The 24,014-nt window shown below is 52.8% G+C and carries 35 protein-coding genes; all 35 read left to right on the top strand.

The window, feature by feature from the left end; genetic code table 11:
* Positions 1 to 3 precede the first annotated feature (3 nt).
* The 35 genes from OGW44_RS14350 to OGW44_RS14180 all read left to right on the top strand — a co-directional run bounded on the left by OGW44_RS14350 (position 4) and on the right by OGW44_RS14180 (position 24,005).
* Entirely contained in the window at positions 4 to 465 is a 462-nt protein-coding gene (locus tag OGW44_RS14350) for a hypothetical protein (RefSeq protein ID WP_286454190.1), read from the top strand.
* Entirely contained in the window at positions 462 to 689 is a 228-nt protein-coding gene (locus OGW44_RS14345) for a hypothetical protein (RefSeq protein WP_182269010.1), read from the top strand. Before OGW44_RS14350 ends, OGW44_RS14345 begins: the two co-directional genes overlap by 4 nt.
* A 162-nt stretch (positions 690 to 851) precedes the next feature.
* The gene (locus OGW44_RS14340) at positions 852 to 962 is read left to right on the top strand and encodes a PPVAKH motif-containing phage-derived small protein (RefSeq protein ID WP_286454188.1); all 111 of its coding nucleotides are present in this window, start codon (positions 852 to 854) and stop codon (positions 960 to 962) included.
* On the top strand, positions 962 to 1,651 hold the full coding sequence (locus OGW44_RS14335; RefSeq protein ID WP_286454187.1) for a bacteriophage antitermination protein Q: 690 nt from the start codon (positions 962 to 964) through the stop codon (positions 1,649 to 1,651). The genes OGW44_RS14340 and OGW44_RS14335 overlap by 1 nt, the downstream gene beginning before the upstream one ends.
* A gap of 260 nt (positions 1,652 to 1,911) precedes the next feature.
* On the top strand, positions 1,912 to 2,310 hold the full coding sequence (locus OGW44_RS14330) for a putative holin (RefSeq protein WP_061353777.1): 399 nt from the start codon (positions 1,912 to 1,914) through the stop codon (positions 2,308 to 2,310).
* Positions 2,307 to 2,588 (top strand): phage holin family protein, encoded by a 282-nt coding sequence (locus OGW44_RS14325; RefSeq protein ID WP_286454186.1) that lies wholly within the window; start codon positions 2,307 to 2,309, stop codon positions 2,586 to 2,588. The genes OGW44_RS14330 and OGW44_RS14325 overlap by 4 nt, the downstream gene beginning before the upstream one ends.
* Positions 2,585 to 2,980, top strand: coding sequence for a M15 family metallopeptidase (locus OGW44_RS14320; RefSeq protein WP_286454184.1), 396 nt, complete (start codon positions 2,585 to 2,587; stop codon positions 2,978 to 2,980). Before OGW44_RS14325 ends, OGW44_RS14320 begins: the two co-directional genes overlap by 4 nt.
* Entirely contained in the window at positions 2,977 to 3,429 is a 453-nt protein-coding gene (locus OGW44_RS14315) for a lysis protein (RefSeq protein WP_286454183.1), read from the top strand. The genes OGW44_RS14320 and OGW44_RS14315 overlap by 4 nt, the downstream gene beginning before the upstream one ends.
* Before the next feature lie 386 nt (positions 3,430 to 3,815).
* A complete protein-coding gene (locus OGW44_RS14310) occupies positions 3,816 to 4,454 on the top strand; it encodes a putative metallopeptidase (RefSeq protein ID WP_137376308.1) in 639 nt (212 codons plus the stop codon).
* Between the two features lie 31 nt (positions 4,455 to 4,485).
* The gene (locus OGW44_RS14305; protein ID WP_147186418.1) at positions 4,486 to 4,965 is read left to right on the top strand and encodes a DUF2280 domain-containing protein; all 480 of its coding nucleotides are present in this window, start codon (positions 4,486 to 4,488) and stop codon (positions 4,963 to 4,965) included.
* Positions 4,952 to 6,430 (top strand): phage terminase large subunit family protein, encoded by a 1,479-nt coding sequence (locus tag OGW44_RS14300; RefSeq protein ID WP_286454180.1) that lies wholly within the window; start codon positions 4,952 to 4,954, stop codon positions 6,428 to 6,430. The genes OGW44_RS14305 and OGW44_RS14300 overlap by 14 nt, the downstream gene beginning before the upstream one ends.
* Positions 6,431 to 6,445: 15 nt before the next feature.
* Positions 6,446 to 7,798 (top strand): anti-CBASS protein Acb1 family protein, encoded by a 1,353-nt coding sequence (locus OGW44_RS14295; RefSeq protein WP_286454179.1) that lies wholly within the window; start codon positions 6,446 to 6,448, stop codon positions 7,796 to 7,798.
* Positions 7,752 to 8,681 carry a phage minor head protein gene (locus tag OGW44_RS14290; RefSeq protein WP_286454252.1) on the top strand — a complete coding sequence of 310 codons (930 nt, stop codon included), beginning with the start codon at positions 7,752 to 7,754 and terminating at the stop codon, positions 8,679 to 8,681. The genes OGW44_RS14295 and OGW44_RS14290 overlap by 47 nt, the downstream gene beginning before the upstream one ends.
* Positions 8,682 to 8,684: 3 nt before the next feature.
* Complete coding sequence (locus tag OGW44_RS14285) at positions 8,685 to 9,950, top strand: hypothetical protein (protein ID WP_058647979.1); 1,266 nt, start codon at positions 8,685 to 8,687, stop codon at positions 9,948 to 9,950.
* A 12-nt stretch (positions 9,951 to 9,962) separates the two neighbouring features.
* A complete protein-coding gene (locus tag OGW44_RS14280) occupies positions 9,963 to 10,412 on the top strand; it encodes a gp53 minor capsid family protein (protein ID WP_032104699.1) in 450 nt (149 codons plus the stop codon).
* A gap of 17 nt (positions 10,413 to 10,429) precedes the next feature.
* Complete coding sequence (locus tag OGW44_RS14275; RefSeq protein ID WP_286454177.1) at positions 10,430 to 11,506, top strand: major capsid protein; 1,077 nt, start codon at positions 10,430 to 10,432, stop codon at positions 11,504 to 11,506.
* Positions 11,507 to 11,515: 9 nt separating this feature from the next.
* Complete coding sequence (locus OGW44_RS14270) at positions 11,516 to 11,809, top strand: hypothetical protein (protein WP_096218599.1); 294 nt, start codon at positions 11,516 to 11,518, stop codon at positions 11,807 to 11,809.
* A 58-nt stretch (positions 11,810 to 11,867) separates the two neighbouring features.
* Positions 11,868 to 12,269, top strand: coding sequence for a DUF7370 family protein (locus tag OGW44_RS14265; RefSeq protein WP_286454176.1), 402 nt, complete (start codon positions 11,868 to 11,870; stop codon positions 12,267 to 12,269).
* Between the two features lie 101 nt (positions 12,270 to 12,370).
* Positions 12,371 to 12,862, top strand: coding sequence for an HNH endonuclease (locus OGW44_RS14260; protein ID WP_058660783.1), 492 nt, complete (start codon positions 12,371 to 12,373; stop codon positions 12,860 to 12,862).
* Positions 12,863 to 12,904: 42 nt separating this feature from the next.
* Positions 12,905 to 13,093 carry a DUF551 domain-containing protein gene (locus OGW44_RS14255; RefSeq protein ID WP_286454251.1) on the top strand — a complete coding sequence of 63 codons (189 nt, stop codon included), beginning with the start codon at positions 12,905 to 12,907 and terminating at the stop codon, positions 13,091 to 13,093.
* Positions 13,077 to 13,439, top strand: coding sequence for a hypothetical protein (locus OGW44_RS14250; protein ID WP_286454174.1), 363 nt, complete (start codon positions 13,077 to 13,079; stop codon positions 13,437 to 13,439). Before OGW44_RS14255 ends, OGW44_RS14250 begins: the two co-directional genes overlap by 17 nt.
* Positions 13,440 to 13,526: 87 nt before the next feature.
* Positions 13,527 to 13,964, top strand: a complete 438-nt coding sequence (locus tag OGW44_RS14245) for a hypothetical protein (RefSeq protein WP_058679056.1) — start codon at positions 13,527 to 13,529, stop codon at positions 13,962 to 13,964.
* On the top strand, positions 13,961 to 14,347 hold the full coding sequence (locus tag OGW44_RS14240; protein WP_147186424.1) for a phage tail termination protein: 387 nt from the start codon (positions 13,961 to 13,963) through the stop codon (positions 14,345 to 14,347). The genes OGW44_RS14245 and OGW44_RS14240 overlap by 4 nt, the downstream gene beginning before the upstream one ends.
* A gap of 17 nt (positions 14,348 to 14,364) precedes the next feature.
* Positions 14,365 to 15,102 (top strand): phage tail tube protein, encoded by a 738-nt coding sequence (locus OGW44_RS14235; protein WP_286454173.1) that lies wholly within the window; start codon positions 14,365 to 14,367, stop codon positions 15,100 to 15,102.
* Positions 15,103 to 15,142: 40 nt separating this feature from the next.
* Complete coding sequence (locus tag OGW44_RS14230) at positions 15,143 to 15,796, top strand: DUF6246 family protein (RefSeq protein ID WP_286454172.1); 654 nt, start codon at positions 15,143 to 15,145, stop codon at positions 15,794 to 15,796.
* A gap of 182 nt (positions 15,797 to 15,978) precedes the next feature.
* Positions 15,979 to 16,491 carry a KilA-N domain-containing protein gene (locus tag OGW44_RS14225; protein WP_063153210.1) on the top strand — a complete coding sequence of 171 codons (513 nt, stop codon included), beginning with the start codon at positions 15,979 to 15,981 and terminating at the stop codon, positions 16,489 to 16,491.
* Between the two features lie 167 nt (positions 16,492 to 16,658).
* A complete protein-coding gene (cor, locus tag OGW44_RS14220) occupies positions 16,659 to 16,934 on the top strand; it encodes a phage exclusion lipoprotein Cor (RefSeq protein ID WP_051479462.1) in 276 nt (91 codons plus the stop codon).
* Between the two features lie 122 nt (positions 16,935 to 17,056).
* On the top strand, positions 17,057 to 17,431 hold the full coding sequence (locus tag OGW44_RS14215; RefSeq protein WP_042889549.1) for a hypothetical protein: 375 nt from the start codon (positions 17,057 to 17,059) through the stop codon (positions 17,429 to 17,431).
* Between the two features lie 4 nt (positions 17,432 to 17,435).
* On the top strand, positions 17,436 to 17,726 hold the full coding sequence (locus OGW44_RS14210; protein ID WP_131657235.1) for a hypothetical protein: 291 nt from the start codon (positions 17,436 to 17,438) through the stop codon (positions 17,724 to 17,726).
* 70 nt (positions 17,727 to 17,796) lie between these two features.
* Positions 17,797 to 18,318 carry a hypothetical protein gene (locus tag OGW44_RS14205; RefSeq protein WP_148977733.1) on the top strand — a complete coding sequence of 174 codons (522 nt, stop codon included), beginning with the start codon at positions 17,797 to 17,799 and terminating at the stop codon, positions 18,316 to 18,318.
* Positions 18,319 to 18,365: 47 nt separating this feature from the next.
* Positions 18,366 to 21,725: a tape measure protein gene (locus OGW44_RS14200; RefSeq protein WP_286454169.1), complete on the top strand. Its 3,360-nt coding sequence runs from the start codon at positions 18,366 to 18,368 to the stop codon at positions 21,723 to 21,725.
* Positions 21,726 to 21,727: 2 nt separating this feature from the next.
* Positions 21,728 to 22,075 carry a phage tail protein gene (locus tag OGW44_RS14195; protein WP_286454168.1) on the top strand — a complete coding sequence of 116 codons (348 nt, stop codon included), beginning with the start codon at positions 21,728 to 21,730 and terminating at the stop codon, positions 22,073 to 22,075.
* Between the two features lie 36 nt (positions 22,076 to 22,111).
* The gene (locus OGW44_RS14190; protein ID WP_031608852.1) at positions 22,112 to 22,816 is read left to right on the top strand and encodes a phage minor tail protein L; all 705 of its coding nucleotides are present in this window, start codon (positions 22,112 to 22,114) and stop codon (positions 22,814 to 22,816) included.
* Positions 22,816 to 23,535 (top strand): C40 family peptidase, encoded by a 720-nt coding sequence (locus OGW44_RS14185; protein ID WP_286454167.1) that lies wholly within the window; start codon positions 22,816 to 22,818, stop codon positions 23,533 to 23,535. Before OGW44_RS14190 ends, OGW44_RS14185 begins: the two co-directional genes overlap by 1 nt.
* The gene (locus OGW44_RS14180) at positions 23,478 to 24,005 is read left to right on the top strand and encodes a tail assembly protein (RefSeq protein ID WP_196093794.1); all 528 of its coding nucleotides are present in this window, start codon (positions 23,478 to 23,480) and stop codon (positions 24,003 to 24,005) included. The genes OGW44_RS14185 and OGW44_RS14180 overlap by 58 nt, the downstream gene beginning before the upstream one ends.
* Positions 24,006 to 24,014 lie beyond the last annotated feature (9 nt).

Genomic DNA, 24,014 nt, shown 5'->3' with positions numbered 1-24,014 from the left:
CATATGGCACTCAAAAGAGATAAACACGACTCCATTTTTTCTGAGCTGGTTCGCGAGCGCGCTAACTGGTGCTGTGAAAGTTGCGGACGTGATTTCAGCACTAACCGCGCATCACTCCATTGCTCACACATCAACGGACGCCGCCATACCTCTACCCGCTGGCATCCCCTCAATGCGTTGGCCCACTGCGTTGGCTGTCATCGTCGTCTGGGAGAGGAGCCTATCCAGTTCGCCCGCCACGCTGAGTATGAATACGGCGTAATGACGGTGGAGCAGGTGGCCCGCGCCGCTCTACACCCGATGAAGATTAAACCGTGGCAGAAAGAGGAGATGTATCAGCACTACAAGCAGGAGCTGGCAAGACTGAAAGCCCTCCGCATCACCGGCATGCTTGGCCGTATCGAGTTCACCGCGCCTGACTGGTATCAGCAGGGGATTACTTTGCGTATGGGAGAGGCAGCATGAACAAAATCCATTACCCATGTGAAACGGCAGCGATCTTCCAGGACGTTCTGTTTGTCATGCGAGTTAACCATTACTCAGAGCTTCTGTGCGCAGCTGACAGAGCTGCAGAGTTCTATCTCAACTACTTCCCTTACGCGACGCTCGAAAACATCCGTGACGGCATCCTGTATAGCTTCGGTGGCCTGTATCTGAATGACTACGAGCTGATCAGGGAGGCAGCATGAGCTTTGAATTGATATTCAACCTCGCAATCTGGATGGGACTTTTATTTGGTTGGCTGCCCTATATGCACTTGAAGCACCTAAAGAGGATGAGGGCTTACAGAGCGATAAATAAGGGCCGGCGTTTTTCCGAAAAGTATCGGCTGCTGAAGAGGATTAGCTGACATGCGCCTCTCAGAGTTTCAGAAATACCAGGCCGAAAGCGTCATGCGCGCCAAACAGCCTCCAGTGGCAAAGCACAGCCAGACTAAACAACCTCAGAAGGAAGCCGCTTAATGAACGTTCAATATCTGCAGTATGTGCGTGAACAGCTGATCGTTGCGACTGCCGATCTGAGTGGTGCCACTAAAGGCCAGCTGGTCGCCTTTGCTGAAAACGCCATGTTCACTGCCACGCCCCGTAGCCGCTCCCGTGTGAAGGTGATTAACCCAGAGAACGGTAAGCTGATCAACCCTAGTAATCCGCCGATCCCAGGGCAGCAGTCCCGCGCTAAGGGGTCACACATTCCTCTGGTTCAGCCGGTCGAATACTCCACCGCGTCGTGGCGTCGGGCGGTCCTGTCGCTTGAGGAACACCAGAAAGCGTGGCTGCTCTGGAATTACAGCGAGAACGTGCGCTGGGAGAACCAGGTGGCAATTACTCAGTGGGCATGGGGTGAGTTCAGGGCGCGGCTGGGCGTGAAGAAGGTGGCCGGCAAGACGATGGACAGGTTGAAGGCTCTGATCTGGCTGGCGGCGCAGGATGTTAAGGCTGAACTGGCCGGACGTGACGTTTACGAGTACCAGGCGTTGGCCGAACTGGTAGGCGTGGCTAAATCAACCTTTACGGAAACCTATCTGCCGCACTGGCTGGCAATGCGGAGCAGTTTCACACGGCTCGATAGTCAGTCTCTCATTTCGGTAACGCGATCACGTTCACAACAAAAGGCGACAAATTACGACCAAAGTATTGCAAAACCGAACTGAAACGCATATATTTCATGTAAATCTGATATCGTCGCCATAGCTTTGGTTGTCGACTGAATTACACAAAAGAGCCTCGGTTAATAGCCGGGGCTTTTTCGTATCTGGAATACCCACTATCTGGGACTATAAGCGCATAGCGCAACGCAGCACCCATCGATTGGCGGACCAGAACCCGCCTTTTTTACTCAGGCCGCAGACAATCACCCTCAGATGCCACGTAGCCCTCGTGTCTGACGGCCTTCTCTACACATGGACCACCTATGTCTGAACCTCTAACCATTGCTGGCGGTGTAACGTCCGCAACAATCGGAGTGACGTTCGCATCTCTGTTCCCCGAGGCAACGCCCGGCGTAATGCTGTGCGCGCTGGCTGGCGCAGCAATGTACGTTCTGACATCCGATCCACACCAACTGTGGAAGCAGTTCCTGTTCGCCGTCATCAGCTTTGTCGGTGGGGTGTTCTTCTCGGTACCGATGGCGAAGATACTGGCCGGGGTGATTAACACCGCCCTTGGCCTGTTGCAGCCTCCGGTGAGCATCGAAGTATCCCCGAATATTGGCGCGCTGGTTTCCGCTTCCATCTCTGTCGCAGTCCTGCTTCGCATCCTCGCCAAATCAAAACGGGGGAAAATGCCGGGACTGGAGGAGGAAGGTAAATGACATGGCAAGCCATCGTTCTTGATGTAAACGCCATTATCTGCGCGCTTATCGCCATCAGGCTGCTGTTCTTCAGTAAGAACGGAAAGCGACACCGTCCTGCCGTGGCATGGATGGCGTACATGATGATCCTCGCCGCCGGTTTTACGGCATTCCGCATCCTCTACGGGAAATACCTGCAGGTTGACCCGGGCGAGCTGATGCTGAACATCGCTATCTGCATCGCCGTGTGGCGCTCCGGCGGCAATCTCGCAAAAGTATTCCAGAAGGCCGGGCAATGACTAAAAATTTCAAATTCTCTCAGCGCAGCGAGAACAACCTTAAAGGCGTCAATCCTGACCTGGTGAAAGTGATTCGCCGCGCGCTGGAAATCACACCGGTAGACTTCATCGTTATTGAAGGGCTGAGAACTCAGGCCCGGCAGAAAGAGCTGGTCGCTACCGGGAAATCTCAGACGATGAACAGCCGTCACCTGACCGGTCACGCCGTCGACATCATCCCGGTCAACACCACCTGGAAGATTGAAGAGTTCCACCCTCTGCTCAAAGCGGTTAAGCAGGCAGCTGACGAGCAGGGCCTGAAACTCCGCTTCGGCATCAACTGGAAGAATGACCCGGCGCTGCCTATCGAAACCAAATTCATCGACGCGCCTCACGTTGAGATCCCCGCATGAACATCAGCCTGAAGTCGCTGATAGTACCGGGAGTGATTCTCCTGCTGGCTCTGGCGTCGTGGCTGTCGTATGCCAGCTACAAAAGCGAGAAGAAACGCGCTGATGATGCAGAGCAAAGTCTGTCACTGGCAAACGCCACCATCACCGATATGACAACCCGACAGCGCGATGTTGCTGCTCTGGATGCCAAATACACTCAGGACTTAGCTGATGCGAAAAAGCAGCTTGATGATTTGCAGCGTTGCGTTAGCGATGGCAAGTGTGGGCTGCGCATCAACGCAAAATGTCCCTCGAACGGAGCGACCGGCTCCGGCAGCCTGGGCGATGCTTCCGGCCCCAGACTTACAGACTCCGCTCAACGGGATTATTTCACCCTCAGAGAGCGAATCGAAATAGTGACAAAGCAGGTTGGCTATTTGCAGGACTACATCAATACGCAGTGCAAATGATTTGTGTAACCCCGAAAGGATGGTGATCACATCTTGCTGGCGGGTAAGCCGTAAGTGGCGTAGCAACATCGTGAGATGGTGGCGACCGCTGCGACAAGAATTCACCCCATGCGCTGTATCGTCGCAGTATCCCCCACATTAACCATGACCGCTGGCTGACGGGCCTCTCCTTAGCGCGAGTGTGTGGAGATAATCAATAACGATGCATACCGGGTTTTTCGGCGACTGTTCGCTGGTTTATCCCTCATTGCTCGCCATCTCGATGCGGGGGTAGAAGAAATCGAGAGTGTTTTACAGAGTTTTCTACCAAGAAGGCTCGATAAAGCAGAGTTTATTTTATGTGCGCCTACGGGCGGGATATCAACTAACCAGTGGAATATTCCAATATGGCAGAGATAGAAGAAAAAAGGCCATATCCTCCGGTTAACTTCATCGCCTCCGACAACTGGCAGCCATACACGCGACTTATTCCTGCCAATGAGGTACATGAGTGGATAAACCGGCAAATCCTCAGCGATACCGGCAGCATCCACAACCCTGACCATGAGCATTTGCTTGAAGCTGACCTCTGCTTTATGTGGGCGTCTGAATCATTCGCGAAGAAAGGGCGGTATGTCCTCGGTCAAGCCGAGCAAGTAATGCTCCGCGCCGGTGGATGGCAGAAGGCAAGAATGGAACAGCAGATGTATGAATGGTTTGGGCGCATCCCGAAGTTCATCATCACGTTGGCCGCCGATTATTGTTCACAATGCAGCGACCTCGAGTTCTGCGCATTGGTAGAGCATGAGCTTTACCACATTGCCCAGTCCACTGATGATTTCGGCGCACCTAAGTTCAATAAGGAGACTGGGCAGCCAGTTCTCACATTGCGCGGCCACGATGTTGAAGAGTTCGTTGGTGTCGTACGTAGATACGGGGCGAGCACTGAAGTGAAAGAGCTGGTTGACGCAGCCAATCAACCTGCAGAGGTGGCAAAACTTAACATCGCCAGAGCGTGCGGGACGTGCATGCTGAAACTGGCTTAAATACTGGACTGTATAAGACGAGTGGTGATTTATGGCTTCATTAAAACCTGATGTGAAAGCCTTCATCATTCAGTCGCTTGCGTGTTATGACACGCCATCGCAGGTGGTCGAGGCTGTCCAAAAAGAATTCGGGATCAATATAACCCGGCAACAGGCCGAATCTCACGACCATACGAAGGCCAGCGGTAAGACGCTCGCAAAAAAGTGGGTCGAACTTTTCAACGCAACTCGCGAACGATTCCAGAATGAGATTTCAGATATTCCAATCGCCAATAAGGCGTATCGCCTTCGCGTGCTCGACCGTATGGCTACGCGCGCCGAGGGCATGAAGAACCTCGCGCTAACTGCCGAGATTATCGAGCAGGCGGCGAAAGAATGCGGCGACGCTTATACCAATAAGCATAAGTTTGAACATTCCGGACCGAATGGTGGCGCTATCCAGACGATCACCATGAGCAAAGAGGAATACAAATCCGCACGGCAGGAGATGATGGAGGATGACGACTGCTGAGCAAAGGGCATTTGCCCGTAAGGTTGAATGCGAAGAGGACGGGCTCTATTACGCTCGCTACTTCTTCAAGCAGCGCACCGGCGGCAAGATGATTGTCGCGCCACACCACAAGGTGATTCAGCAAACACTGGATCGCGTCATTGATGGTGAGATTCAACGCCTGATCATTAACGTTCCACCTGGCTACACGAAAACGGAACTGGCGACCATCAATATGATGGGCCGAGGGCTGGCGCTGAACTGCCGGGCCCGTTTCATGCACCTGTCCTATTCGCATAACCTGGCGCTGCTGAACTCATCCACAGCGCGCGGCATGATTAAGTCGCAGGCGTACCAGTCCATGTGGCCGATGTTGTTGCGCGATGACGCCGACAGCAAGGCGATGTGGTGGACTGAGAATGGCGGGGGCGTTTATGCGTCGTCAGCTGCCGGGCAGGTTACCGGGTTCCGTGCTGGCCATATGGAGCCAGGCTGGCAGGGCGCACTGATTATCGATGACCCCGTCAAGCCGGATGATGCTTATTCCGAGATCGTCCGCGACGGCGTCAACAACCGTTTCAACGAGACAATCAAATCACGACTGGCGATCGAGACGACGCCGATGATAGTCATCATGCAGCGGATCCACTATCACGACCTGAGCGGCTACTTGCTGCGAGGCGGGAGTGGTGAGAAGTGGCATCATCTGAATCTGCCGGTGATTATCGACAATAGTCAGCCATACGCTGCGCAGTATCCTGAAAACACCCACGCCATACCGATTGACCATGGTCTGCCTGATGGCTGGTTGTGGCCGTTTAAGCACAATGAATCGCATCGCGTATCTCTGTTCTCTCACCGACGGACTGCTGAAGCGCAGTACATGCAGAAGCCTCGAAGGTTTAATGCTGAAGGCGCTCTGTGGACAGAAGTGATGATCAGCGCAGCACGCGAGCTGCAAATTCATTACGACAAAGTTCGCACCGTCGTAGCTATCGACCCGCAGGCGACCAACAGTGATGAAAGCGATGAAACCGGGATTGTTGTTGCCAGTTCATATGGCGCTGGTGACAAAAAACAATTTTCTGTGGATGGCGATTACAGTGGCAAATATTCTCCTGCAGGATGGGCCAAGAAAGCCATATCGGCTTATGAGCAACACGAAGCTGACGCGATAGTTATTGAGACTAACCAGGGCGGCGATATGGCGGAGGAGACACTCCGCAACGCCGGGTTCAAAGGTCGCATCATCCGTGTCCATGCCAGCAAAGGGAAATATGCTCGAGCTGAACCAATCTCAGCGCTATACGAACAGGGCCGCGTGGCAAACCATGGCAATCTCTACGTGCTGGAGAACCAGCTGATGGAATACATCCCCGCCACCGCGAAGAAATCACCTGACCGCCTCGATGCGATGGTTTACGCACTGACTGAACTGAATGGATCGCAACCTGTGGGGATGATGATTCCGAAACGCCTTCGCTAACCAAACGGACAAACCATGACTGACAAATTAACTCTCGCCGTCAACCATGCGTTGAACGATGCGCGGATGGCGCGCGCCCGTATGGGGCTGATGGCTCCGACGATGGGGCTGGACAATAAGCGCCATTCTGCATGGTGCGAGTATGGCTTCCCTGAGCAGGTAACCTACGAAAACCTCTATGCCCTGTACCGGCGCGGTGGTATCGCTCACGGTGCCGTTGAGAAGCTGGTGGGAAAATGCTGGCAGACTAACCCGGAAATCATCGAGGGTGACGATGCCGACGAGAGCGAAAACGAAACCGCCTGGGAAAACAAGTCAAAGCAGGTATTCAACAACCGGTTCTGGCGCTCATTTGCCGAGGCGGATCGTCGTCGCCTTGTCGGTCGTTATGCAGGCATCCTTCTGCACGTCCGCGATGAAAAAGACTGGAACCTTCCAGTTACCAAAGGGCGAGGGTTGCAGAAGGTTTCCGTGGCATGGGCCGGATCGCTAACGGTGAGCGAGTGGGACACTGGGCTGAACTCGAAGACTTACGGTCAGCCGAAAATGTGGCAGTACGCCGAACGCTTGCCGAATGGTTCAAGTCGCCGCGTCAACATCCACCCCGATCGCGTTTTCATCCTTGGTGATTACTCAGACGATGCTATTGGCTTCCTTGAGCCAGCATATAACGCCTTTGTGAGCCTGGAGAAGGTAGAGGGCGGTTCAGGTGAGTCATTCCTGAAGAACGCCGCTCGCCAGCTTAATGTCAATTTTGAGAAGGAAATCGACTTCAACAATCTTGCGTCTCTATATGGCGTGAGCATTGACGAGCTGCAGGATAAGTTTAACGACGTTGCCGGGGAAATGAACCGTGGTAACGATGTTCTGATGACAACCCAGGGGGCCACAGTCACACCGCTGGTCACTGCCGTTGCTGATCCGTCAGCGACCTATAACGTAAACCTGCAGACCGCCGCCGCCGGAGTTGATATCCCGACGCGCATACTGGTTGGTAACCAGCAGGCTGAGCGCTCCAGCACCGAAGACCAGAAATATTTCAATGCCCGCTGTCAGTCTCGCAGGGGGGGATTGTCCTTCGAAATAGAGGACTTCTGCGACAAGCTCATTGAGCTACAGGTTATTGATGCAGTGGTCCAGAAGGCAGTCATCTGGGATGACCTGAGCGCGCAAAGCGACTCCGAGAAACTTGATGCAGCCATCAAGATGGCGCAGATCAACAGTGCTTCAATCGCTACTGGCGAGCAGCCATTCACGGGAGAAGAAATCCGTACAGTGGCTGGGTATGAGGGATCTCCTGAGCCACTTCCAGAGGTAGATGATGACGAAGAAGAAAGCGAAGTCACCGATACTACCCAGCAACCTTAAAGATCCAACAGGCGCCGACCGCCTTGAGCGCGGAGCAATGAGTGAGTTCGCCAGGCGAATGAAGCGCATTGGTAAGGCCTACAACGATATTCTCGACCGCATCCCTGTATCACCATCAGTAAACCAGCGCTACACCTTCGACCTTGATTCCACTCAGCTATCAATGCTCCTCAGCAATGCTTCATTGCTGGTTGATGAGATTTTGGGCGCAGATAGCGAGACGGGGTTCTGGTTCTGGACTGAATACGTTAACCCGGCTTATCAGCGCGGCACTGCGCAGGAGTTCGCCAATCTGTCACAGCAGTCTGCCGTGTACGCAGCTGGACAGGAAAGCGTATCGACAATCCTCCTGAGTGAGCCGTACCGGCGCAGGCTGATTCTGGTTCGGGCGCGAACCTTCGAGGAAATGAAGAACCTCAGCGCCACTGTGAAAGCCGACATGGCGAGGATACTGACCGATGGGCTTGGGCGCGGACAGAACCCGCTGGAAATAGCGAAACGCATCACTGAGCAGACGGGAATTGAGTCTCGTCGGGCTAATCGTATTGCCCGGACGGAGATTACCACCGCGCTGCGCCGTGGGCGCCTGGACGAGGACGACGAAGCCAGGGAGCAATATGGCATCCGTACAAAGCAGATGCATATATCAGCGCTAAGCCCGACGACCCGTAGCACGCATGCCGCGCGCCACGCTCACCTGTACACCGCAGAAGAACAGCGGGAGTGGTGGGCTAAGGATGCAAACAGCGTGAACTGCAAATGCTCCACGATCGCGGTACTGGTCGATGAAAACGGCAAGCCGCTAAGCGACACCATCATCGATAAAGCTCAGAAAACATTTAACACAATGAAAGCCCGTGGCTACCAATGGGCTAAGGGTTAACACATGCCAATGCAGGTCAACATCACCACTAAGGTGAACAGCCAGTCTATCCGGCGCGAAACATACAACGGGCGTGAGCATCTTGTGTTGCCGAGCTATACGCTGCCGGCGAACGTCGTCATGAATGGCGGGCTGTACACAGAAGATGAAATCAACGCGCACTATCAGGGGCTGGAAGGCACTCTTGCGCCTCTGGGGCATCCTCAGGTTAACGGCCAGTTCGTGTCTGCATTCTCTCCTGAAGGGCTTTGCACCGGATTCGTAGGTGCGTGGAACCGCAACGTTAAAAAGTCCGGCAATCGGATCTACGTAGAGAAATGGGTGGATGTGGCCCGCGCTGAAGAGTCGGAAGGCGGGCGAGAGCTGCTTGAGCGAGTAGCAGCTATAGAGCGTGGCGATGACGTACCGCCCATTCATACCAGCGTGGCCGCTTTCCTCGACCAGCTTGAACCGAACGAACAGCAACGCGCTACCGGCGCTGACTGGGTGGCGAAAATTCACAGCATGGACCACGACGCGATCCTGCTGCACGAAGTTGGAGCCGCTACGCCGGAGCAGGGCGTTGGCCTGATGGTTAACGCAGATCTGGCGCAGCCGCTTAAGGCGAACTCCGGCGCGCTGGTGGGTGAATCCTACCGGGAGCGCGAACAGCGTCTCGATCGCGCAGCCAAAGCGAAGTTTGCGGCGGGCACGGATGAATACGCCTGGGTTGCTGACTTCACTGACTCGCAAGCGGTAATCATCCGCAACGGGGGCACCGCTGAGGTGTTTGGCTACAAGTCGGAGGGCGGAGTTATCACCTTCGACGATAGCGGCACCGCAGTAGCGCGCCAGGAATCGTGGGTGGCCGTCGTGGCCAACAAATTCAAAGCTCTATTCACACCGCAGGAACAGCCTGCACCAAACCACAAAACGGAGGGCGACATGCCTTTAACCAAAGAAGAACTGGAACAAATCGGCAGCATGATCGGCCAGGCTGTTGCGACCAACACGGAAGCGGCTATTAAGCCTCTCGCGGAGAAGGTTGATGCGCTACAGGCAAACCATCAGCAACTGGCAGACACCCTCACGGCGAATTCCCGCGCTGAAGAGAAAGCAAAGCGTGAAGCTGTAGCCGCCAAGCATGGCGATATCGTCGCTAACGCACTTTCAGGCGATGCGCTGGATGCGATGTTCAAGACGCTGGGCGAAGCTGCACCGCTGGGCACCAACAATGCTCAGCAGCACAAAGAAACCGGCGCACCTGCCGCAGACGAACACTTCAAGTAAGGAGCCGGAATAATGCCTCGTTATCGTCGCGTTAATATCGACGGTCAGTCTCTGTACAAGACCGAAACCCGCACTACGGCCGCCGCGCTGCTTCCGGGCACCGCCGCAACCATCAACTCATCCGATAAATTCGCTCAGGCCACCGCGCTAACCGGCCGCCTGTACATCATCGATGTCGGTTATCACCAGGGATTAACCATCACCGAATCAATCCCTGCCGGGGATTCGGCAGTAGGTAACTACGTCGAAGAAGGTCGTGAGCTGGCGCTGCGCTGCCTGCCTGGTGCGTATAAAAAAGACAGCCCGATCAAGCTGGGCACTGCCGGTCAGTTTACCCTGGCAACCGATGACACTGATTCAGTGATCGGATACAGCCAGGATGAATACACCATCGCGGCCAGCACCACCGACTTCATCCGCGTGCGCATGCGCGTTGGCACTGCCGCCGCAGCTGGCGCGTAACAAAAGGACAAAAACATATGTACTTCTCAAAAGAGACGCTGGCGACTAACTCCCGCCTTGGCGGGCACTGGAGTGAGCTGTGGGCAAACCGCAACATGTGGAACCTACAGAACGATTCCATCATTGCAGCTAACCGCGCGATGATGACTGCTGACATGCTGGCCTGTAACGCAGTTGGCGGTTTCTCCCGTGACTTCTGGGCTGAGATTGACCGTCAGGTTCTCCAACTGCGCGATCAAGAAATCGGCATGGAAATCGTGAACGACCTGATCGGCGTTCAGACGGTGCTGCCGGTCGGTAAAACCGCCAAGCTGTATAACGTGGTTGGCGACATCGCTGATGACGTGTCAGTAAGCATCGATGGCCAGGCTCCGTTCTCCTTCGACCACACTGACTACGCGAGCGACGGTGACCCGATTCCGGTGTTCACTGCTGGCTACGGTGTTAACTGGCGTCATGCTGCTGGCCTTAACTCTGTAGGCATTGATCTGGTGCTGGATTCGCAGATGGCGAAGATGCGCAAGTTCAACCAGAAGCGCGTCAACTACTACCTGAACGGCGATTCAAAAATTCAGGTTCAGTCCTATCCTGCGCAGGGCATCAAGAACCACCGAAACACCAAGAAGATCAACCTCGGCTCCGGTGCTGGTGGCGCGAATATCGACCTTACTACTGCCGACATGACGGCGCTCTTTGCGTTCTTCGGTAAAGGCGCATTCGGTACTACCGCCCGCACGAACAAAGTCGCCGCATACGATGTGATGTGGGTTTCTCCGGAAATCTGGGCAAATCTGGCTCAGCCGTACGTGGTTAACGGCGTTGTAAGCGGAACTGTATTGCAGGCGGTGCTGCCGTTCGCACCGGTGAAAGAAATCCGTATGAGCTTCGCGTTGTCCGGTAACGAGTTTATCGCGTACGTTCGTCGCCGTGACGTGATCTCTCCACTGGTGGGTATGGCCGTAGGTGTTGTTCCGCTGCCGCGCCAACTGCCTAACGTTAACTACAACTTCCAGATCATGTCTGCTGAAGGTCTGCAAATTACCGCAGACGATCAGGGCCTGTCTGGCGTTGTCTACGGCGCTAACCTGGCGTAAGGAAACAGCATGGCTAAATACGAAGTAGTGCGCCCATGGTTCGGCGTGAAGGTAGGGCAGGTGGTGGAGTTGAAAGAACTGCACCCGGCGCTGAAGTCTAACGTCCGTCTCATGAATGGCGAGGCAGGCGGAGAACTTACCCCGTCGACGCCTGATGCCGGTACTGGTGAGAAATCTCGCAAAGAGATTATTCAGGACCGCCTTACTGAGCTGGGCATTGAGTTCAAGGGCACCTTGGGCGCTGAAAAGCTCAGTGAGCTGTTGCCAGATGGCGAGCTCGAAAAGCTGTTCCCTGCTGAATAACAGCCGCCTCTAAGGCGGTTTTTTTATGCCCTCTTCGGAGGGCTTATCAGAGGCTCGCATGATTACCACAGTACAGGCCAAGGAATATCTGGAGTCAGTCGGTATCACGCTGCCTGATTTCATCCTGCAGGCTCTTTTAGAGCAGGCTGGCAGCATTCAGGAGTGTCTGGATGCGCATTACCGTCCCGCAACCGCTCTGCTAATACAGTCCTACCTGCTGGGGCTAATGGCGCTGGGTCAGGGTGACAAGTACATCAGTTCTCAGACAGGGCCCAACGGCGCATCACGCTCATTTCGGTACCTGTCTTTTGCTGACCGATGGAAAGCCTCTCTGGGGCTTCTGAGGGGACTAGATAAGTATGGATGCGCTACAAGCCTGATCCCGCCTGATCCGACTAACACCGCTTTTGCTGGCATCTGGATTGGCAAGGGTGGCTGTTTTTGCCGAAATAACGACTAATTTGCTGTTTATGTATACAGTGAGTGGTAAAATAAACAAGCCGAATCATGCGCTAACATGAGTTCGGCTCTAACCACATCGTCGTTATGGAGGTAACGAGCATGGCTGAATCTATTCTATCTGAATACTTCTCATATGACCCGAGTTCGCCATCATTTCTTAGGTGGAAAATAAATATTGGCCTAAGAATAAAGGCTGGTGATGAAGTGGGTTGCATTAGTTCTTATGGTTATTACCGGACAAAGCTTCACGGAAAGGAAATTGCCGCCCATCGCATTGTTTGGCAGCTCCACAATGGAGAAATACCTGTGGGTATGCAGATTGATCACATTGATGGGGTAAGGACAAATAATGATATTGAAAACTTAAGGCTAGCCAGCGTCTCAGAGAACCTTCAAAACCAAAAGCGCAGCTCCAAAAACACAACCGGCGTTAAGGGGTTGAGTTGGAACAAGGCCGATAGAGCGTGGCGTGGAAGTATTCAAGTGAAGGGTGTGAGAAATCATTTTTCATCTAAATCACGCAGCGAAGTAGAGGAGTGGCTCAGCAAAACCAGGTCATCACTTCACGGAGAGTTCGCTAGAGAATTTTGATACTAAATAATCCCGCTTCGGCGGGTTTTTTGTTGGAGACCGCTGATGTGGATATCCGTTAAGCAGCGATTGCCTGAGCCGTTCGTTAAGGTCTGGGTGATGACCAACAGTGGTAAGCGCGTTACCGGCTATGTCAAAAGCAACGGTGACTGGTATCTGTTGTGCAGGAAGGTGGCAGCGGAGAACCCGGAGGTGATCCGGTGGGAGGATAATAATGTCAGTTACGGCTAATTGGTGTTACACAAACATCGCGACTGTTTATCCTCGCGTCTATGACGACTGGAACAACACCTGGACAAACGGAACTCCATACCTGATTGACTGCACCTGGACGGCAAACAATGAAGTTGCTGTAGATGCCAGTGGGAAAGAGTTCACCACGAACCTGATTTTCTTCACTGAACTGAAGCGTAACGGTGTCGATGCGACCATGCCGAAGCGCGACTGGTACATCGCAAGAGGTGACACAACAGCGCAGGCCGATCCGCTGAAGGCTGGCGCCAATGTCATCAAAGCGGTGACCGAATGGGATATGTCGCCATTCGGCGAGGAGCCGGATTATAAGGTTATGACGTGAGGTGATTTATGTTCTCGCTTGGATTAGCTTGTTTTGCCCTGGGTTTTTCTTGCTGCGCTGCATTTATTCAAATAATCAGGTGGTGGTATGCCCGTTAAAGGTATCAAGCGTGTTCAGATGAACACCCGCAAGGTGCTGGCAGAAATTGCCGGGCCACGCACAGAAAGAGTGCTGACCGAGGTCATGATTGTAGGATCGTCTCATGCAGCACTACTTACTCCCATTGACACCTCCACGCTCATCAACAGCCAGTACAGAAAGCTTGAACCTATATCTGGAGGGATGCAGGGAAAGGTTGGGTACACGGCTGCATACGCTGCCGCCGTTCATGGCATGTCAGGGAAGCTAAAAGGTCAGCCACGTGAACATTTTGGCAGAACTCGCGCCGGAAAAGAATTCGGTGGTGGAACGGGGAAAGGCAATTATTGGGATCCTGATGCTGAACCTGGGTTCCTGACCAAAGGCTTCGAGCGTGACGGCCTCAACGAGATTAAGGCCATCATCAAGCAAGGATACAAAGTATGACGCGTAGCGAAGTGTATGATGCGCTGAGGGCGTGGCTGCAGTCGCATGGCTTTGATGTTGGTTATCGTGTTCAGAAGCGTTTCTGGAACGAGCTGGAGAATACAGAGGGGGAAAGATATCTTGTCATCCAGCAGAACGGGGGCGGTAAGCCAGAAGAAGCGATAACCCGCGATTATTTCCGCATCCTCCTCCTGTCAGGTCAGAACGACAGCAATATTAACCAGGTTGAAGACCGCGCCGACGCCATCCGCCAGGCGATGATCGACGACTACAAAACTGAGTGCATCATCTCGATGCAGCCAATCGGCGGCATCACCGCCATCAAAACAGAAGAGGGTCGTTACCTCTTCGACATTCCTTTTCAAACCATCATTTCCCGATAACACGGAGATAATTAATTATGGCCGGATGTGAATCAGGTGCATTCACAGGGCGCGATGTCGTCGTTTATTACGCGATTGGCTGCCCGGAACTACAACCCACCGCAAGCGCTTACCGTCGACTCGGCATGATGCGCGGCAAAACAGTAAATGCTGAATGGGAAACCGCAGATGCAACCGGCGATATGAGCGCCGCATTTACTCAGGAAAATCTTGTTACCTATAAGAATATTTCGTTCTCAGGTGACGGTGTTACCCGCAAAGAAGATGTGTACGCGCAGAATGCACTGAAGCGTCATGTCTATAATCCGCCGGCAGAGACCAGCAACCAGCCGTATGTGTGGTTCAAAATCATCTCCCCTAACGATATCACCGAAGGTCCGTTCATGGTGACGTCATGGGGCGATGAAGCGCCGCACGACGATGTCGCCACCTGGTCTATCGAAGCATCTAGTGCGGGCCAGGTGGATGTACGTGATGTCGGCGCCGTAATCACTATCACTACGCAGCCGCAGAACCGCACGCTCACGGTGGGCGATGCGCTCAATCTTTCGGTGGCAGCCAATGTCTCTGACAGCTCCACTCTGACCTATCAGTGGAAGAAGGGCGGAACTGACATCTCAGGTGCGACGAACGCTACCTACACGAAGGCCAGCGTCGTTACGGGTGATGCGGGTTCTTACTCCTGTCAGGTTACATCCTCAACCGCCGGCTCGGTAACCTCCAGCCCAGCTACTGTAACCGTGAACGCAGCCTAAACCCATGGGAGGCTTGGCCTCCCTCTTATTGAGAGTTTCCATGAAAGCAATCACCGATATCGGCCAGGCCGTCATTCGAGCAGGCGGCAAAGAGATATTCCTCAACCCTTCATTCCTGGCTATGTCCCGAATCGGCACGCCTGAGCAAATCGTTGATGCTTTCGTGAAAGTTCATGCAGGCCATTACCCAAAGCACAGAATTGCGGACCAGCAGATACTCAAAGCGGCTAATGCACGCTGCTTTGCAGACATGGCAGCAGCTGCAGCTAACGTAGTCAGGCATTGCTCTGAAGGCGACATTACTGAAATCATCGGCTCTTACTCAGTGACTACGGCGGGACGCCTCCTGTTTAAGCCTGGCTCGTTGCCAGTTGAAGACGTCATCCAGCTGGCTCGTCACCTGATTTTGCATGGCGTAATGGGTGATCAGCCGCCCGAAGAGTTCGAGAGCAAGAAAGGCGAGTACAGCGATAAATTCGATGCCCGTACATTCGTTTATACCGCAGTTGCCCACCTCGGGATGAGTGAGGCAGACGCCTGGAACATGACGATGACCAGCTTCCGGGCTGCCATGAATGCCAAGTTCCCGCAGAAGGATAAAGGGAAGGTGCCAACCCAGGAGAAATACGACGAAGTTATGGACTGGGCAGAACAGATGCTGGCGATGGATGCGCAGAGGCATGGTCCGCATTAACAACCTACGAAATGAAACGATAAGCCCTGCGTCCGTGGGGCTTTTTTGCATCCGCAATAAACCCACCGCGCTTCACACGCGCACGTTATAATCCCAGAGCCTACAGAAAGCGAGCCTGAGAGTTAGTTGTACTCTGGGCTGCTATCTCTGTGTGACAGGCTCACTTTCTATAGGTAAACGTCATGCACTATCCAACCGTATCTGTAAACGGAGTTTCCGTTCGCGTTGATGACGAAGGGCGCTACAACCTCAATGATCTTCACGCTGCCGCAGTGGCTGAGGGCAAAGCCACGGAATCACAGAGGCCAAGTAACTTCATCAAAAGTGGGCAAATTAAAAAGTTTGCGCAAGAACTGACCAAAGCTACAAAAATAGCTTCGGTCAAGATTATCAAAGGTGGTGCTCAGCCTGGTATATGGGGGTTAGAGTTGGTGGCGATTCGCTATGCCGCATGGCTTAGTGTTGAATTCGAAATAAAAGTGTACCAAACCTTTCAGATGGTGATCCGAAATGGCATCAGTGCCATGTCCCGCCTGAACAAAATTGACCACATCATCAATACTGAAACCAAGCAGATCAGCCAATGCGCCAGCCAGATGGCCCGGTGGGGCGTTGGCGGACGCAAAAAGCTACTCCATGCAGCGCGTGATCGCGTTGCTGATGAGGTGCAGATGTATTTGCCGGGTATTTACTGAGAAAAAGAAGCCGCCAGAAAACTGACGGCCATCAGAGATCCGCAATGGCGCGGAAAATCGGTGATAGAGCATTTGAAAAACCACAAAGATTTAGGGGGTGGTTGTCGTTTACTCATTTAGTTTAAGGATATAGGATAATACCTAAAAAGGTGTAGATGGATAAGGGAATGAAAAAACTACCAATTATTGTGATCTGTGCTTGGCTTCTTGTTGGTTGTTCAGGAATTTTGGAAAAGCAGGAACCAATATGCGAGGGCGTGGCGATGTTAGGTGGACAGAATACCATCGTGCAGATTTATGGTATCCGTAACGTAGCCAACCAGACCCAGTATCGCGCCGGCTATCCGTTCAACTGGCAGTGGGTATCAAAGAACAATTTCTCCAGCACTACCTGCGACAAGAAGCCAGAGATTCGTAACGACCTTCCAACCAAATCTGCCTGATTGAAGCGCACATCCAAACCCGCTTAACTGCGGGTTTTGTCTTCGCCATGGATGGATGATCAGTTTATATAGCGATGTTCCGCGTGATAAATTTACGGAAATACATTTCGTGGTGAATCAACGTGGAAGATGAAAAGCAGCGCCAAATGCAGCTTCAACTGACACTTCAGCGACGACTGGAGAAAGTCACTCCAGAGCTATTCTCTGAATATCTTTTCGAACGCGGCGTCAAAACAGTCATATGTCCAATTTGTGGTAGTGATGATATTTCTATCCCTAACGCCAGTTCGATGACTGTAGGGCCTGAAGGGTGTGAAAGCAGCACTTATGCCATCCCAGTCAAACTCGACACAGAAGGGCCACCATACTCATTGGTGAAATATGAGTATCGATTGATATGCAAAAACTGTGCTTATTCGATGCATTTTGCAACGTGGCCGGTATTGAAATGGGTGGAGCAGAAGCTTTCAGATTCAGGGAAAGGGACTAATGAATAGCAAGATGGATGACAATATTCACGTTGTAGACTTCCCAAAACATGGTGGTGGCGGTAGCGGCGGTGACGGAGGCGATATGTACACACGCGAGAGACTTGCAAGACTTGAAGCCACAGACGAACTGCGAGAGCGAAACATCCGAGGTATTGAATCCGAGCTGAAAAGCATCAACCAAAACCTTTCATCAATGGAAAAGCGGTTCATTGATAAGATCGACGACAACCAAAAATGGCTGGTTGGCCTTTTGGTATCGGCAATACTTGTCCCCTTGTTCATTGCCCTAGTCACTAAGTGACATGTAACTAGTTTTGTCGTCTCCCGATCCCTGCTACTCTTTTGGCACATTTATCAAAGGGGATAGGGATATGAAGAGGTTGCTTTCGATTGCTATTTTGGCGATGGCGCTATCAGGCTGCGGGCAAGATACTGCAACAGACAAAGTAGAAAAGTTCATAAAAAGCAAAGACATTAGTATGCTTTCAAAAAGCAAGATTTCACAGTGTTCAGAAAATTTCGTCAAGAATTTTCATTACTTTGATGAAAACACCTTACCATCAACCAATAAGTATTACGAACTGAGTGAATACCTATACGGAAAAGTGAAATTTGAACCAGTGAGTGAGAAGTCAGTCGGTGATGCCACCGAGGTAATGATGAAGGTTAGTATTCCAAAGCCAATAGAGGATGCAAAATCATTCATTTTTGCTGATGAAAGTAACGCTTCCAGTGAAGAAATATCAGCACTAAACAATTTGCTTGCTCTCTATAAACGAGGCGACTTGAAAGATATGCAATACACAACCTTCGATATGAAATGGGTAGTGCTTTCAGATGGGATAGATCCGAACTTTACACCCGAACAGATAAAAATCTGCTCACAAAAATAATAACGACCCCGGCCTCCCGGGGTTTTTTATTGCCCGGAGAAAATGAAATGGCCGAGAACGTAGGCGATATTGAATATGTAATTAAGGCTGATACGGCTCAGTTGCTACGCGCTGACAAGCAGGTGCGGAACGTAACCGACGGGATGGAAGGCGGGTTCAACCGCGCAGACAAGGCTGCATCATCGCTGAGCTCCTCCTTCGGCAGCCTAAGCCGGGTTGCCACTTCTCTTATGGCAATTTTGTCTGTGCAGCAGGTGGCTCAATACGCTGACGCGTGGACGACTCTCAATAACAAACTGGCAAACGCCCTTCGGCCTAGCGAGCAACTGGTTGACGTTACTGAGCGAGTATTTAATATCACTCAGCAAACTCGCGGCAGCCTCGACGCTACAGCTTCTTTGTATGCAAGGCTGGAGCGAGCAACCAGGGAATATGGAACCAGCGCTGATGATCTGGCTAAGCTAACTACCATCATCAACCAGGGGTTTGTTGTCTCCGGTGCGACCGCTCAGGAAGCAGAAAACGCTATTATCCAGTTGTCTCAAGGGCTGGCATCAGGTGCGCTGCGCGGTGAAGAATTCAACTCTGTGAATGAGCAGGGGAACCGCCTGATAGTGGCGCTTGCTGACTCTATGGGGGTTGGCATTGGACAGATGCGCCAGATGGCCGCCGCCGGGAAGTTGACTACTGATGTTGTGGTTAAGGGGTTGCTTTCACAGGGCGTGACGATCGGCAATGAGTTCGCCAATACCACCGCAACTATCAGCCAGGCTTTGCAGGTTGCCGGTAACAATATCACTAAGTTCTTTGGTGAGAACTCTACGGTAAAAACCGGTACGGCGATTTTCAATGACGCCGTAATCAGCGTCAGTGAGAACATCGGAGCTTTGAGCGCCATTCTGACTGGTGTCGCAGCGGTAATGGGAAGTCGTTACGTTGGCGCTCTGACTATGGCGACCGCTGCAAAAGTTAAGGCTGCTGTGGCTTCAAGAAATCAGTCAGCCGCTGAAATGCAGGCCGCACAGGCGGCGGCAAACAAAGCTACAGCAGATCTCCGCGCTGCCGCCGTCGCAAAAGAACGTGCGCTGGATGAAATCCGCCTTGCGGAAATGATGCAGCAGACAGCCGTTAGTGCAACGAACGCTGCCGCTGCTGAGCAGCGTTTATCTGCGGCCCGTATAGCAGCAGCTGGAGCTGTTGATAATTACAATCGCGCTCTGGCAGCAAATAAGGCGGCACAGGCTGGATTGTCTACCGGGGCTGGTTTGGTTAGCCGAGGATTGTCTCTCATCGGTGGTCCCGCTGGCGCAGCGATGCTCGCGGCCAGTGCGATTCTATATTTCTCTCAGCGAGCCAAAGAGGCCAAAGACGACGCAAATAACCTGGCTGATAGCGTCAATGATCTGAGCGCCAAATTCCAGACCATGTCGCATACCGAGCTTGCAGCAACCATTGGCAAGTTAAGCCAGAACCTGCCGACCCTTAGCGATGCGGTAGCCGACGCACAGAAAGAATTTAACGACGCTACAGCTGCTGTTCAGAGGCAAGAAAGGGAGATCGCTAACTGGGGAACGAACACTACTAGAGGCCGTCAGGCTGCTGAAGCCTTAGGTGGTGCCCAGGATAAATTAGCGATAGCAACTCTCGAGCTTGAACGTGCTCAGAATCGCCTTAGTCAGACCCAAAATGCCATTAACATTGGACATGCCACTCTCAATGGCACCATGCGACAAGGCCTACCGCTTCTCCAGAGAGAAGGCGAGGAAGCGGGTATCACCGCTGGCATGATGGGCAAGCTTGGAGACATGATTAACTTTGCCGCAAAAGCGAAGGAGAAATTCAACTCCAGCAGTTTGATGGTAGATCGCCCGAAAGATGCTCAGGACTACCTTGATAAACTTCAGGACCAGGTGACACTCCAGAGCGAGCTTAACGACCGCAAGCGAGCGCAGTTGAAGGCTGAGCAGGATATAAGGAAGTTATACGCCGGAAGCGCTAATGATGAAAAATCGAAGTTGCAGATGGAAAGGGATGTGGCCTTGGCTCGTGAAAGGGCTGCTGCCGAATACGACGCACAGCAAGCTCAGCAGAAAGGGAAAAAGGAAACAAAAGACGCCGCATCCGAAGCATCCAGGGCAGCCAACCAGCAGGAAGCCGTTGCCCAAAAACTTGCCAATCTTAAGCAGCAAACAGACCTCGCAGCCGATTCTACAAAAGAATTAAGCCGCGAACAGGCAGTTCTCGCAGCCCAGCAATCACTTGGGAAAGGCGCAACTCAAGAGCAGATCGCGCTGGCTGGTAAATATCGCGGGGAAATTTGGGATACAGCAAATGCCCTTAAAGCCCAGGCCGCTGCTGAAAAACTACTACCGGAAGCCAAAGAGAATGCTAGCTACAAACAGGATGTTGAAGACCTTAAAACCGCTCTGGCCGCCAAGAAGATAAGTCAGGAGCAATTCAACGAAACATCTCTGCGTATCGAGCAGCAGCATCAGGCTAACCTGGCAAAAATCCGGGCCCAGCAGGCAGTAACACCTCAGCAATCTGCAATTGGTGAAATCGACCCGGTTCAGCAATTAGCAAATCAGCACGCACAGGAACTGGCTCTCATCCAGCAGTTTGAAACGCAAAAGGGCCAGATCACTCAGCGTGGTCTCGAACTGATGAATGCTGCCAATACTCAATACGAGCAGGCCCGTATCGCTGCGCAATGGGAAATCTATCGCAACCAGAGCACTACCAACCAGCTCATGGCTGACGCTGTAGATTCGCTTCAGGGCGGAGCGACCAATGCCATAACCGGGCTGATTAACGGCACTCAGAGCCTTCAACAATCACTGGCTAACATCGGCACTACCATCCTTAACAGTGTGGTTGGCAGCTTTGTTCAGATGGGCGTGGAGTGGGTTAAGAGTCAGTTAATGGGGCAAGCTGCAGCCGCTGCATCACTGGCATCGACTATGGCACAGGCTACCGCTGCTGCCTCTGCATGGGCGCCAGCCGCAATGAGCGCATCAATCGCCACATACGGCAGCGCGGCAGGGGTAGGCCAGGCTGCGTATGCTCAGTCTTTGGTTGCTGCTAAGGCAATGGCTCTTGCAGGTGGTCGCCGTTACGGCGGCACGGTATCAGCCGGCAACGCCTATCGCATCAACGAAGATGGACGCTCTGAAATCTTCCAGACAGCAGGTGGGCAGCAGGCATTCATCCCGAACCAGTCAGGAAAGATCATTCCTGCTGATAAGGTTGGAGGTGGCGGTGGAGTGGTGCAGCACATCACCTTCGAAATCAACACCACTGGCGGCATAGACGATGCGACCATGGCTAAGATGGCGCAGATGATGAAGCAGGTCAGCCTCAATACCATCCGCGACCAACAACGTCCTAACGGGTTACTACGGAGGTAATCGTGCCAGAAATATTCACATGGACACCGCAGAAAGCCTACTCCGTTGAGCGAACGCCGAGCGTAGCCGTTATTAAACTCGGTGACGGTTACGAACAGAGACAGGTGAAGGGCATCAACCCGCTAATGGATAAATACTCGCTCACCTTTCGCGGTGTCAGCGGCTCTTGCCGTGGCAATCCAGCGAAGGATGCTGAGACATTTCTCAAAGAGCGAATGGCAGTAGAGGCGTTCTACTGGACGCCATCCGATACGGGGGTACAGAAGCTTTTTGTCTGCCGCTCTTGGAATATGACAAAGACCGGGCCGTTGTTTGAACTAACGGCCACGTTTGAACAAGTGCCACGATAAGCCACCTCCGGGTGGCTTTTTTAATGGGAGTTTGCCGTGCGCGACATACCTGCAAATTTAATTATCGACAGTGTAGACGCCGGAGTTGGCGCATTCATCGATTTGTTCGAAGCTGACCTGCAACCCTTTGGTGGTGACCTTATCCGGTTCCATTCTGGCACAAATGGCTATTACGGGAACGTTATCTGGAAAGGTAACCAGTATCAGGCGTACCCGATAGCAGTGGAAGGATTCGAGTCAAAGAACGAAGGAACATATGCCCGCCCGTCAATGGCGGTGGCGAACGTTACCGGCTTATTGACGGGTATCAACCATGACTTTGATGACATGCTTGGCGTGGTTATCACCAGGCGTCAGGTGCCGGTTAAGTACCTGGATGCGGTGAATTTCCCGAACGGTAACCCTGATGCCGATCCAACTCAGGAAGCAGTTTCCCGCTACGTCGTTGAAGAAATGACGGAAGAGACGTTCGAACAGGTGACCTACACGCTAGCGACACCGATTGACTGCGATAACGCCATTATCCCGGCTCGCACTATTCTGGCAGACGTGTGCCAGTGGCAGTATCGCGGCGTCGGGTGTGGATATGACGGGCCTCCTGTTGCAGATGAGCGCGACAATCCAACCACGGACCCGGCGAAAGACAAGTGCTCTCACCGCCGTAGCGGCTGCCGCTTCCGTTATCCGCGACCGGAACCAATGCCAATCAGCAGCTTCCCCGGATCTCAGAAGGTTTCCTGATGCAAGAGTTACTCGAATATGCGGCATCGTCGCAGGATGAGGTGTGCGGCTTAATCCTTGATGACGATCGGCTGTTCCGCTGTCGCAACGTGCACACCGATCCTGGCAAGCATTTCCGCATCAGTGATGATGACTGGTTGGAAGCCGAGGAAGCAGGAGAGGTGACGACGGTATTTCACTCGCACCCGCAAAACGTACCGTTCCTGTCAGGCGCTGATCGCCAGATGCAAGAGGTTACAGGGATTCCGTGGTGGCTGGCGTGCGATGGCAGAATTCTGAAATTCAGGCCCGTTCCATTCCTGCTGGGGCGAAGGTTCGAACATGGCGTCATGGACTGCTACACCCTTTTCAGGGACGCATATCACCTGTGCGGCATTGACCTGCCTGATTTTGAGCGCACTAACGGATGGTGGTTGCGTGGCGAAAATCTCTATCTGAAAAACATGCCGCTCAATGGCTTCCGCCAGGTATCGCCGGGGGAGGCGCAACCAGGAGACGTCATCATCAGAAAACCATTCCCCGGCGCTGATCCGTGCCACGCAATGATTCTCCTTGATGACAACATGGTGCTTCATCACGACCATGCCGGGCATCTGAGCCGGAGAGAGTCCATGCGCCCGGCATACGTTAAGCAGACGCATTCCATATGGAGACACGAACAGTGCTCATCTTTAAATTTGCAGGCAATTTACGCCGATTTTACCGCCAAATATCCCTGAACGTAGACACGCCGGCGCAGGGGCTGCGCCTGCTTCTTGCCCAGAATCACGAATTCAAAAAAGCATTCCTCAATACAAAACTTCGACTCCGAATAGCGGGCGAGGATGTTGAGGTATCGGCTATGCACTGGCATCTGGATCGCCACCTGAAAGACGGCTCTGTGGTCCTGTTTGTGCCGGTAGTTGAAGGCGCTATCACCGCCGCTGCTGCTGCATGGATTGCGGTAGCCGTTAGTGTGGCGTCAATTGCGTACTCGGTCTATATGTCCCGCAACATGAAAACTAAAACGTCAGCAGAATCGGCAGAAAATAACACACTGACTAACAACTCCTTTACCAGTGCAGAGAACCGTGTCGGGCAGGGTCGCCCTGTACCGATCCTGCTAGGAGAAATGGAGGTTGGTTCGAACGTCATTTCTCTCGGCATTGACACAAGTAACAACCAGGACTGGACAGAATCAATCAGCTAAGGTGGCGCT

The organism is Citrobacter sp. Cb023 (assembly GCF_030336805.1).
Classification (GTDB): Bacteria; Pseudomonadota; Gammaproteobacteria; order Enterobacterales; family Enterobacteriaceae; genus Citrobacter; species Citrobacter braakii.
Note: the sequence above shows the minus strand (reverse complement) of the source record. Positions and strands in the feature narration are given on the sequence as shown.

What these genes read in the sequence shown, in the direction of transcription:
- OGW44_RS14350 (WP_286454190.1), top strand. Translation starts at nt 4, where the DNA reads ATGGCACTCAAAAGAGATAAACACGACTCCATTTTTTCTGAGCTGGTT.
- OGW44_RS14345 (WP_182269010.1), top strand. Translation starts at nt 462, where the DNA reads ATGAACAAAATCCATTACCCATGTGAAACGGCAGCGATCTTCCAGGAC.
- OGW44_RS14340 (WP_286454188.1), top strand. Translation starts at nt 852, where the DNA reads ATGCGCCTCTCAGAGTTTCAGAAATACCAGGCCGAAAGCGTCATGCGC.
- OGW44_RS14335 (WP_286454187.1), top strand. Translation starts at nt 962, where the DNA reads ATGAACGTTCAATATCTGCAGTATGTGCGTGAACAGCTGATCGTTGCG.
- OGW44_RS14330 (WP_061353777.1), top strand. Translation starts at nt 1,912, where the DNA reads ATGTCTGAACCTCTAACCATTGCTGGCGGTGTAACGTCCGCAACAATC.
- OGW44_RS14325 (WP_286454186.1), top strand. Translation starts at nt 2,307, where the DNA reads ATGACATGGCAAGCCATCGTTCTTGATGTAAACGCCATTATCTGCGCG.
- OGW44_RS14320 (WP_286454184.1), top strand. Translation starts at nt 2,585, where the DNA reads ATGACTAAAAATTTCAAATTCTCTCAGCGCAGCGAGAACAACCTTAAA.
- OGW44_RS14315 (WP_286454183.1), top strand. Translation starts at nt 2,977, where the DNA reads ATGAACATCAGCCTGAAGTCGCTGATAGTACCGGGAGTGATTCTCCTG.
- OGW44_RS14310 (WP_137376308.1), top strand. Translation starts at nt 3,816, where the DNA reads ATGGCAGAGATAGAAGAAAAAAGGCCATATCCTCCGGTTAACTTCATC.
- OGW44_RS14305 (WP_147186418.1), top strand. Translation starts at nt 4,486, where the DNA reads ATGGCTTCATTAAAACCTGATGTGAAAGCCTTCATCATTCAGTCGCTT.
- OGW44_RS14300 (WP_286454180.1), top strand. Translation starts at nt 4,952, where the DNA reads ATGACGACTGCTGAGCAAAGGGCATTTGCCCGTAAGGTTGAATGCGAA.
- OGW44_RS14295 (WP_286454179.1), top strand. Translation starts at nt 6,446, where the DNA reads ATGACTGACAAATTAACTCTCGCCGTCAACCATGCGTTGAACGATGCG.
- OGW44_RS14290 (WP_286454252.1), top strand. Translation starts at nt 7,752, where the DNA reads ATGACGAAGAAGAAAGCGAAGTCACCGATACTACCCAGCAACCTTAAA.
- OGW44_RS14285 (WP_058647979.1), top strand. Translation starts at nt 8,685, where the DNA reads ATGCCAATGCAGGTCAACATCACCACTAAGGTGAACAGCCAGTCTATC.
- OGW44_RS14280 (WP_032104699.1), top strand. Translation starts at nt 9,963, where the DNA reads ATGCCTCGTTATCGTCGCGTTAATATCGACGGTCAGTCTCTGTACAAG.
- OGW44_RS14275 (WP_286454177.1), top strand. Translation starts at nt 10,430, where the DNA reads ATGTACTTCTCAAAAGAGACGCTGGCGACTAACTCCCGCCTTGGCGGG.
- OGW44_RS14270 (WP_096218599.1), top strand. Translation starts at nt 11,516, where the DNA reads ATGGCTAAATACGAAGTAGTGCGCCCATGGTTCGGCGTGAAGGTAGGG.
- OGW44_RS14265 (WP_286454176.1), top strand. Translation starts at nt 11,868, where the DNA reads ATGATTACCACAGTACAGGCCAAGGAATATCTGGAGTCAGTCGGTATC.
- OGW44_RS14260 (WP_058660783.1), top strand. Translation starts at nt 12,371, where the DNA reads ATGGCTGAATCTATTCTATCTGAATACTTCTCATATGACCCGAGTTCG.
- OGW44_RS14250 (WP_286454174.1), top strand. Translation starts at nt 13,077, where the DNA reads ATGTCAGTTACGGCTAATTGGTGTTACACAAACATCGCGACTGTTTAT.
- OGW44_RS14245 (WP_058679056.1), top strand. Translation starts at nt 13,527, where the DNA reads ATGCCCGTTAAAGGTATCAAGCGTGTTCAGATGAACACCCGCAAGGTG.
- OGW44_RS14240 (WP_147186424.1), top strand. Translation starts at nt 13,961, where the DNA reads ATGACGCGTAGCGAAGTGTATGATGCGCTGAGGGCGTGGCTGCAGTCG.
- OGW44_RS14235 (WP_286454173.1), top strand. Translation starts at nt 14,365, where the DNA reads ATGGCCGGATGTGAATCAGGTGCATTCACAGGGCGCGATGTCGTCGTT.
- OGW44_RS14230 (WP_286454172.1), top strand. Translation starts at nt 15,143, where the DNA reads ATGAAAGCAATCACCGATATCGGCCAGGCCGTCATTCGAGCAGGCGGC.
- OGW44_RS14225 (WP_063153210.1), top strand. Translation starts at nt 15,979, where the DNA reads ATGCACTATCCAACCGTATCTGTAAACGGAGTTTCCGTTCGCGTTGAT.
- cor (WP_051479462.1), top strand. Translation starts at nt 16,659, where the DNA reads ATGAAAAAACTACCAATTATTGTGATCTGTGCTTGGCTTCTTGTTGGT.
- OGW44_RS14210 (WP_131657235.1), top strand. Translation starts at nt 17,436, where the DNA reads ATGGATGACAATATTCACGTTGTAGACTTCCCAAAACATGGTGGTGGC.
- OGW44_RS14205 (WP_148977733.1), top strand. Translation starts at nt 17,797, where the DNA reads ATGAAGAGGTTGCTTTCGATTGCTATTTTGGCGATGGCGCTATCAGGC.
- OGW44_RS14200 (WP_286454169.1), top strand. Translation starts at nt 18,366, where the DNA reads ATGGCCGAGAACGTAGGCGATATTGAATATGTAATTAAGGCTGATACG.
- OGW44_RS14185 (WP_286454167.1), top strand. Translation starts at nt 22,816, where the DNA reads ATGCAAGAGTTACTCGAATATGCGGCATCGTCGCAGGATGAGGTGTGC.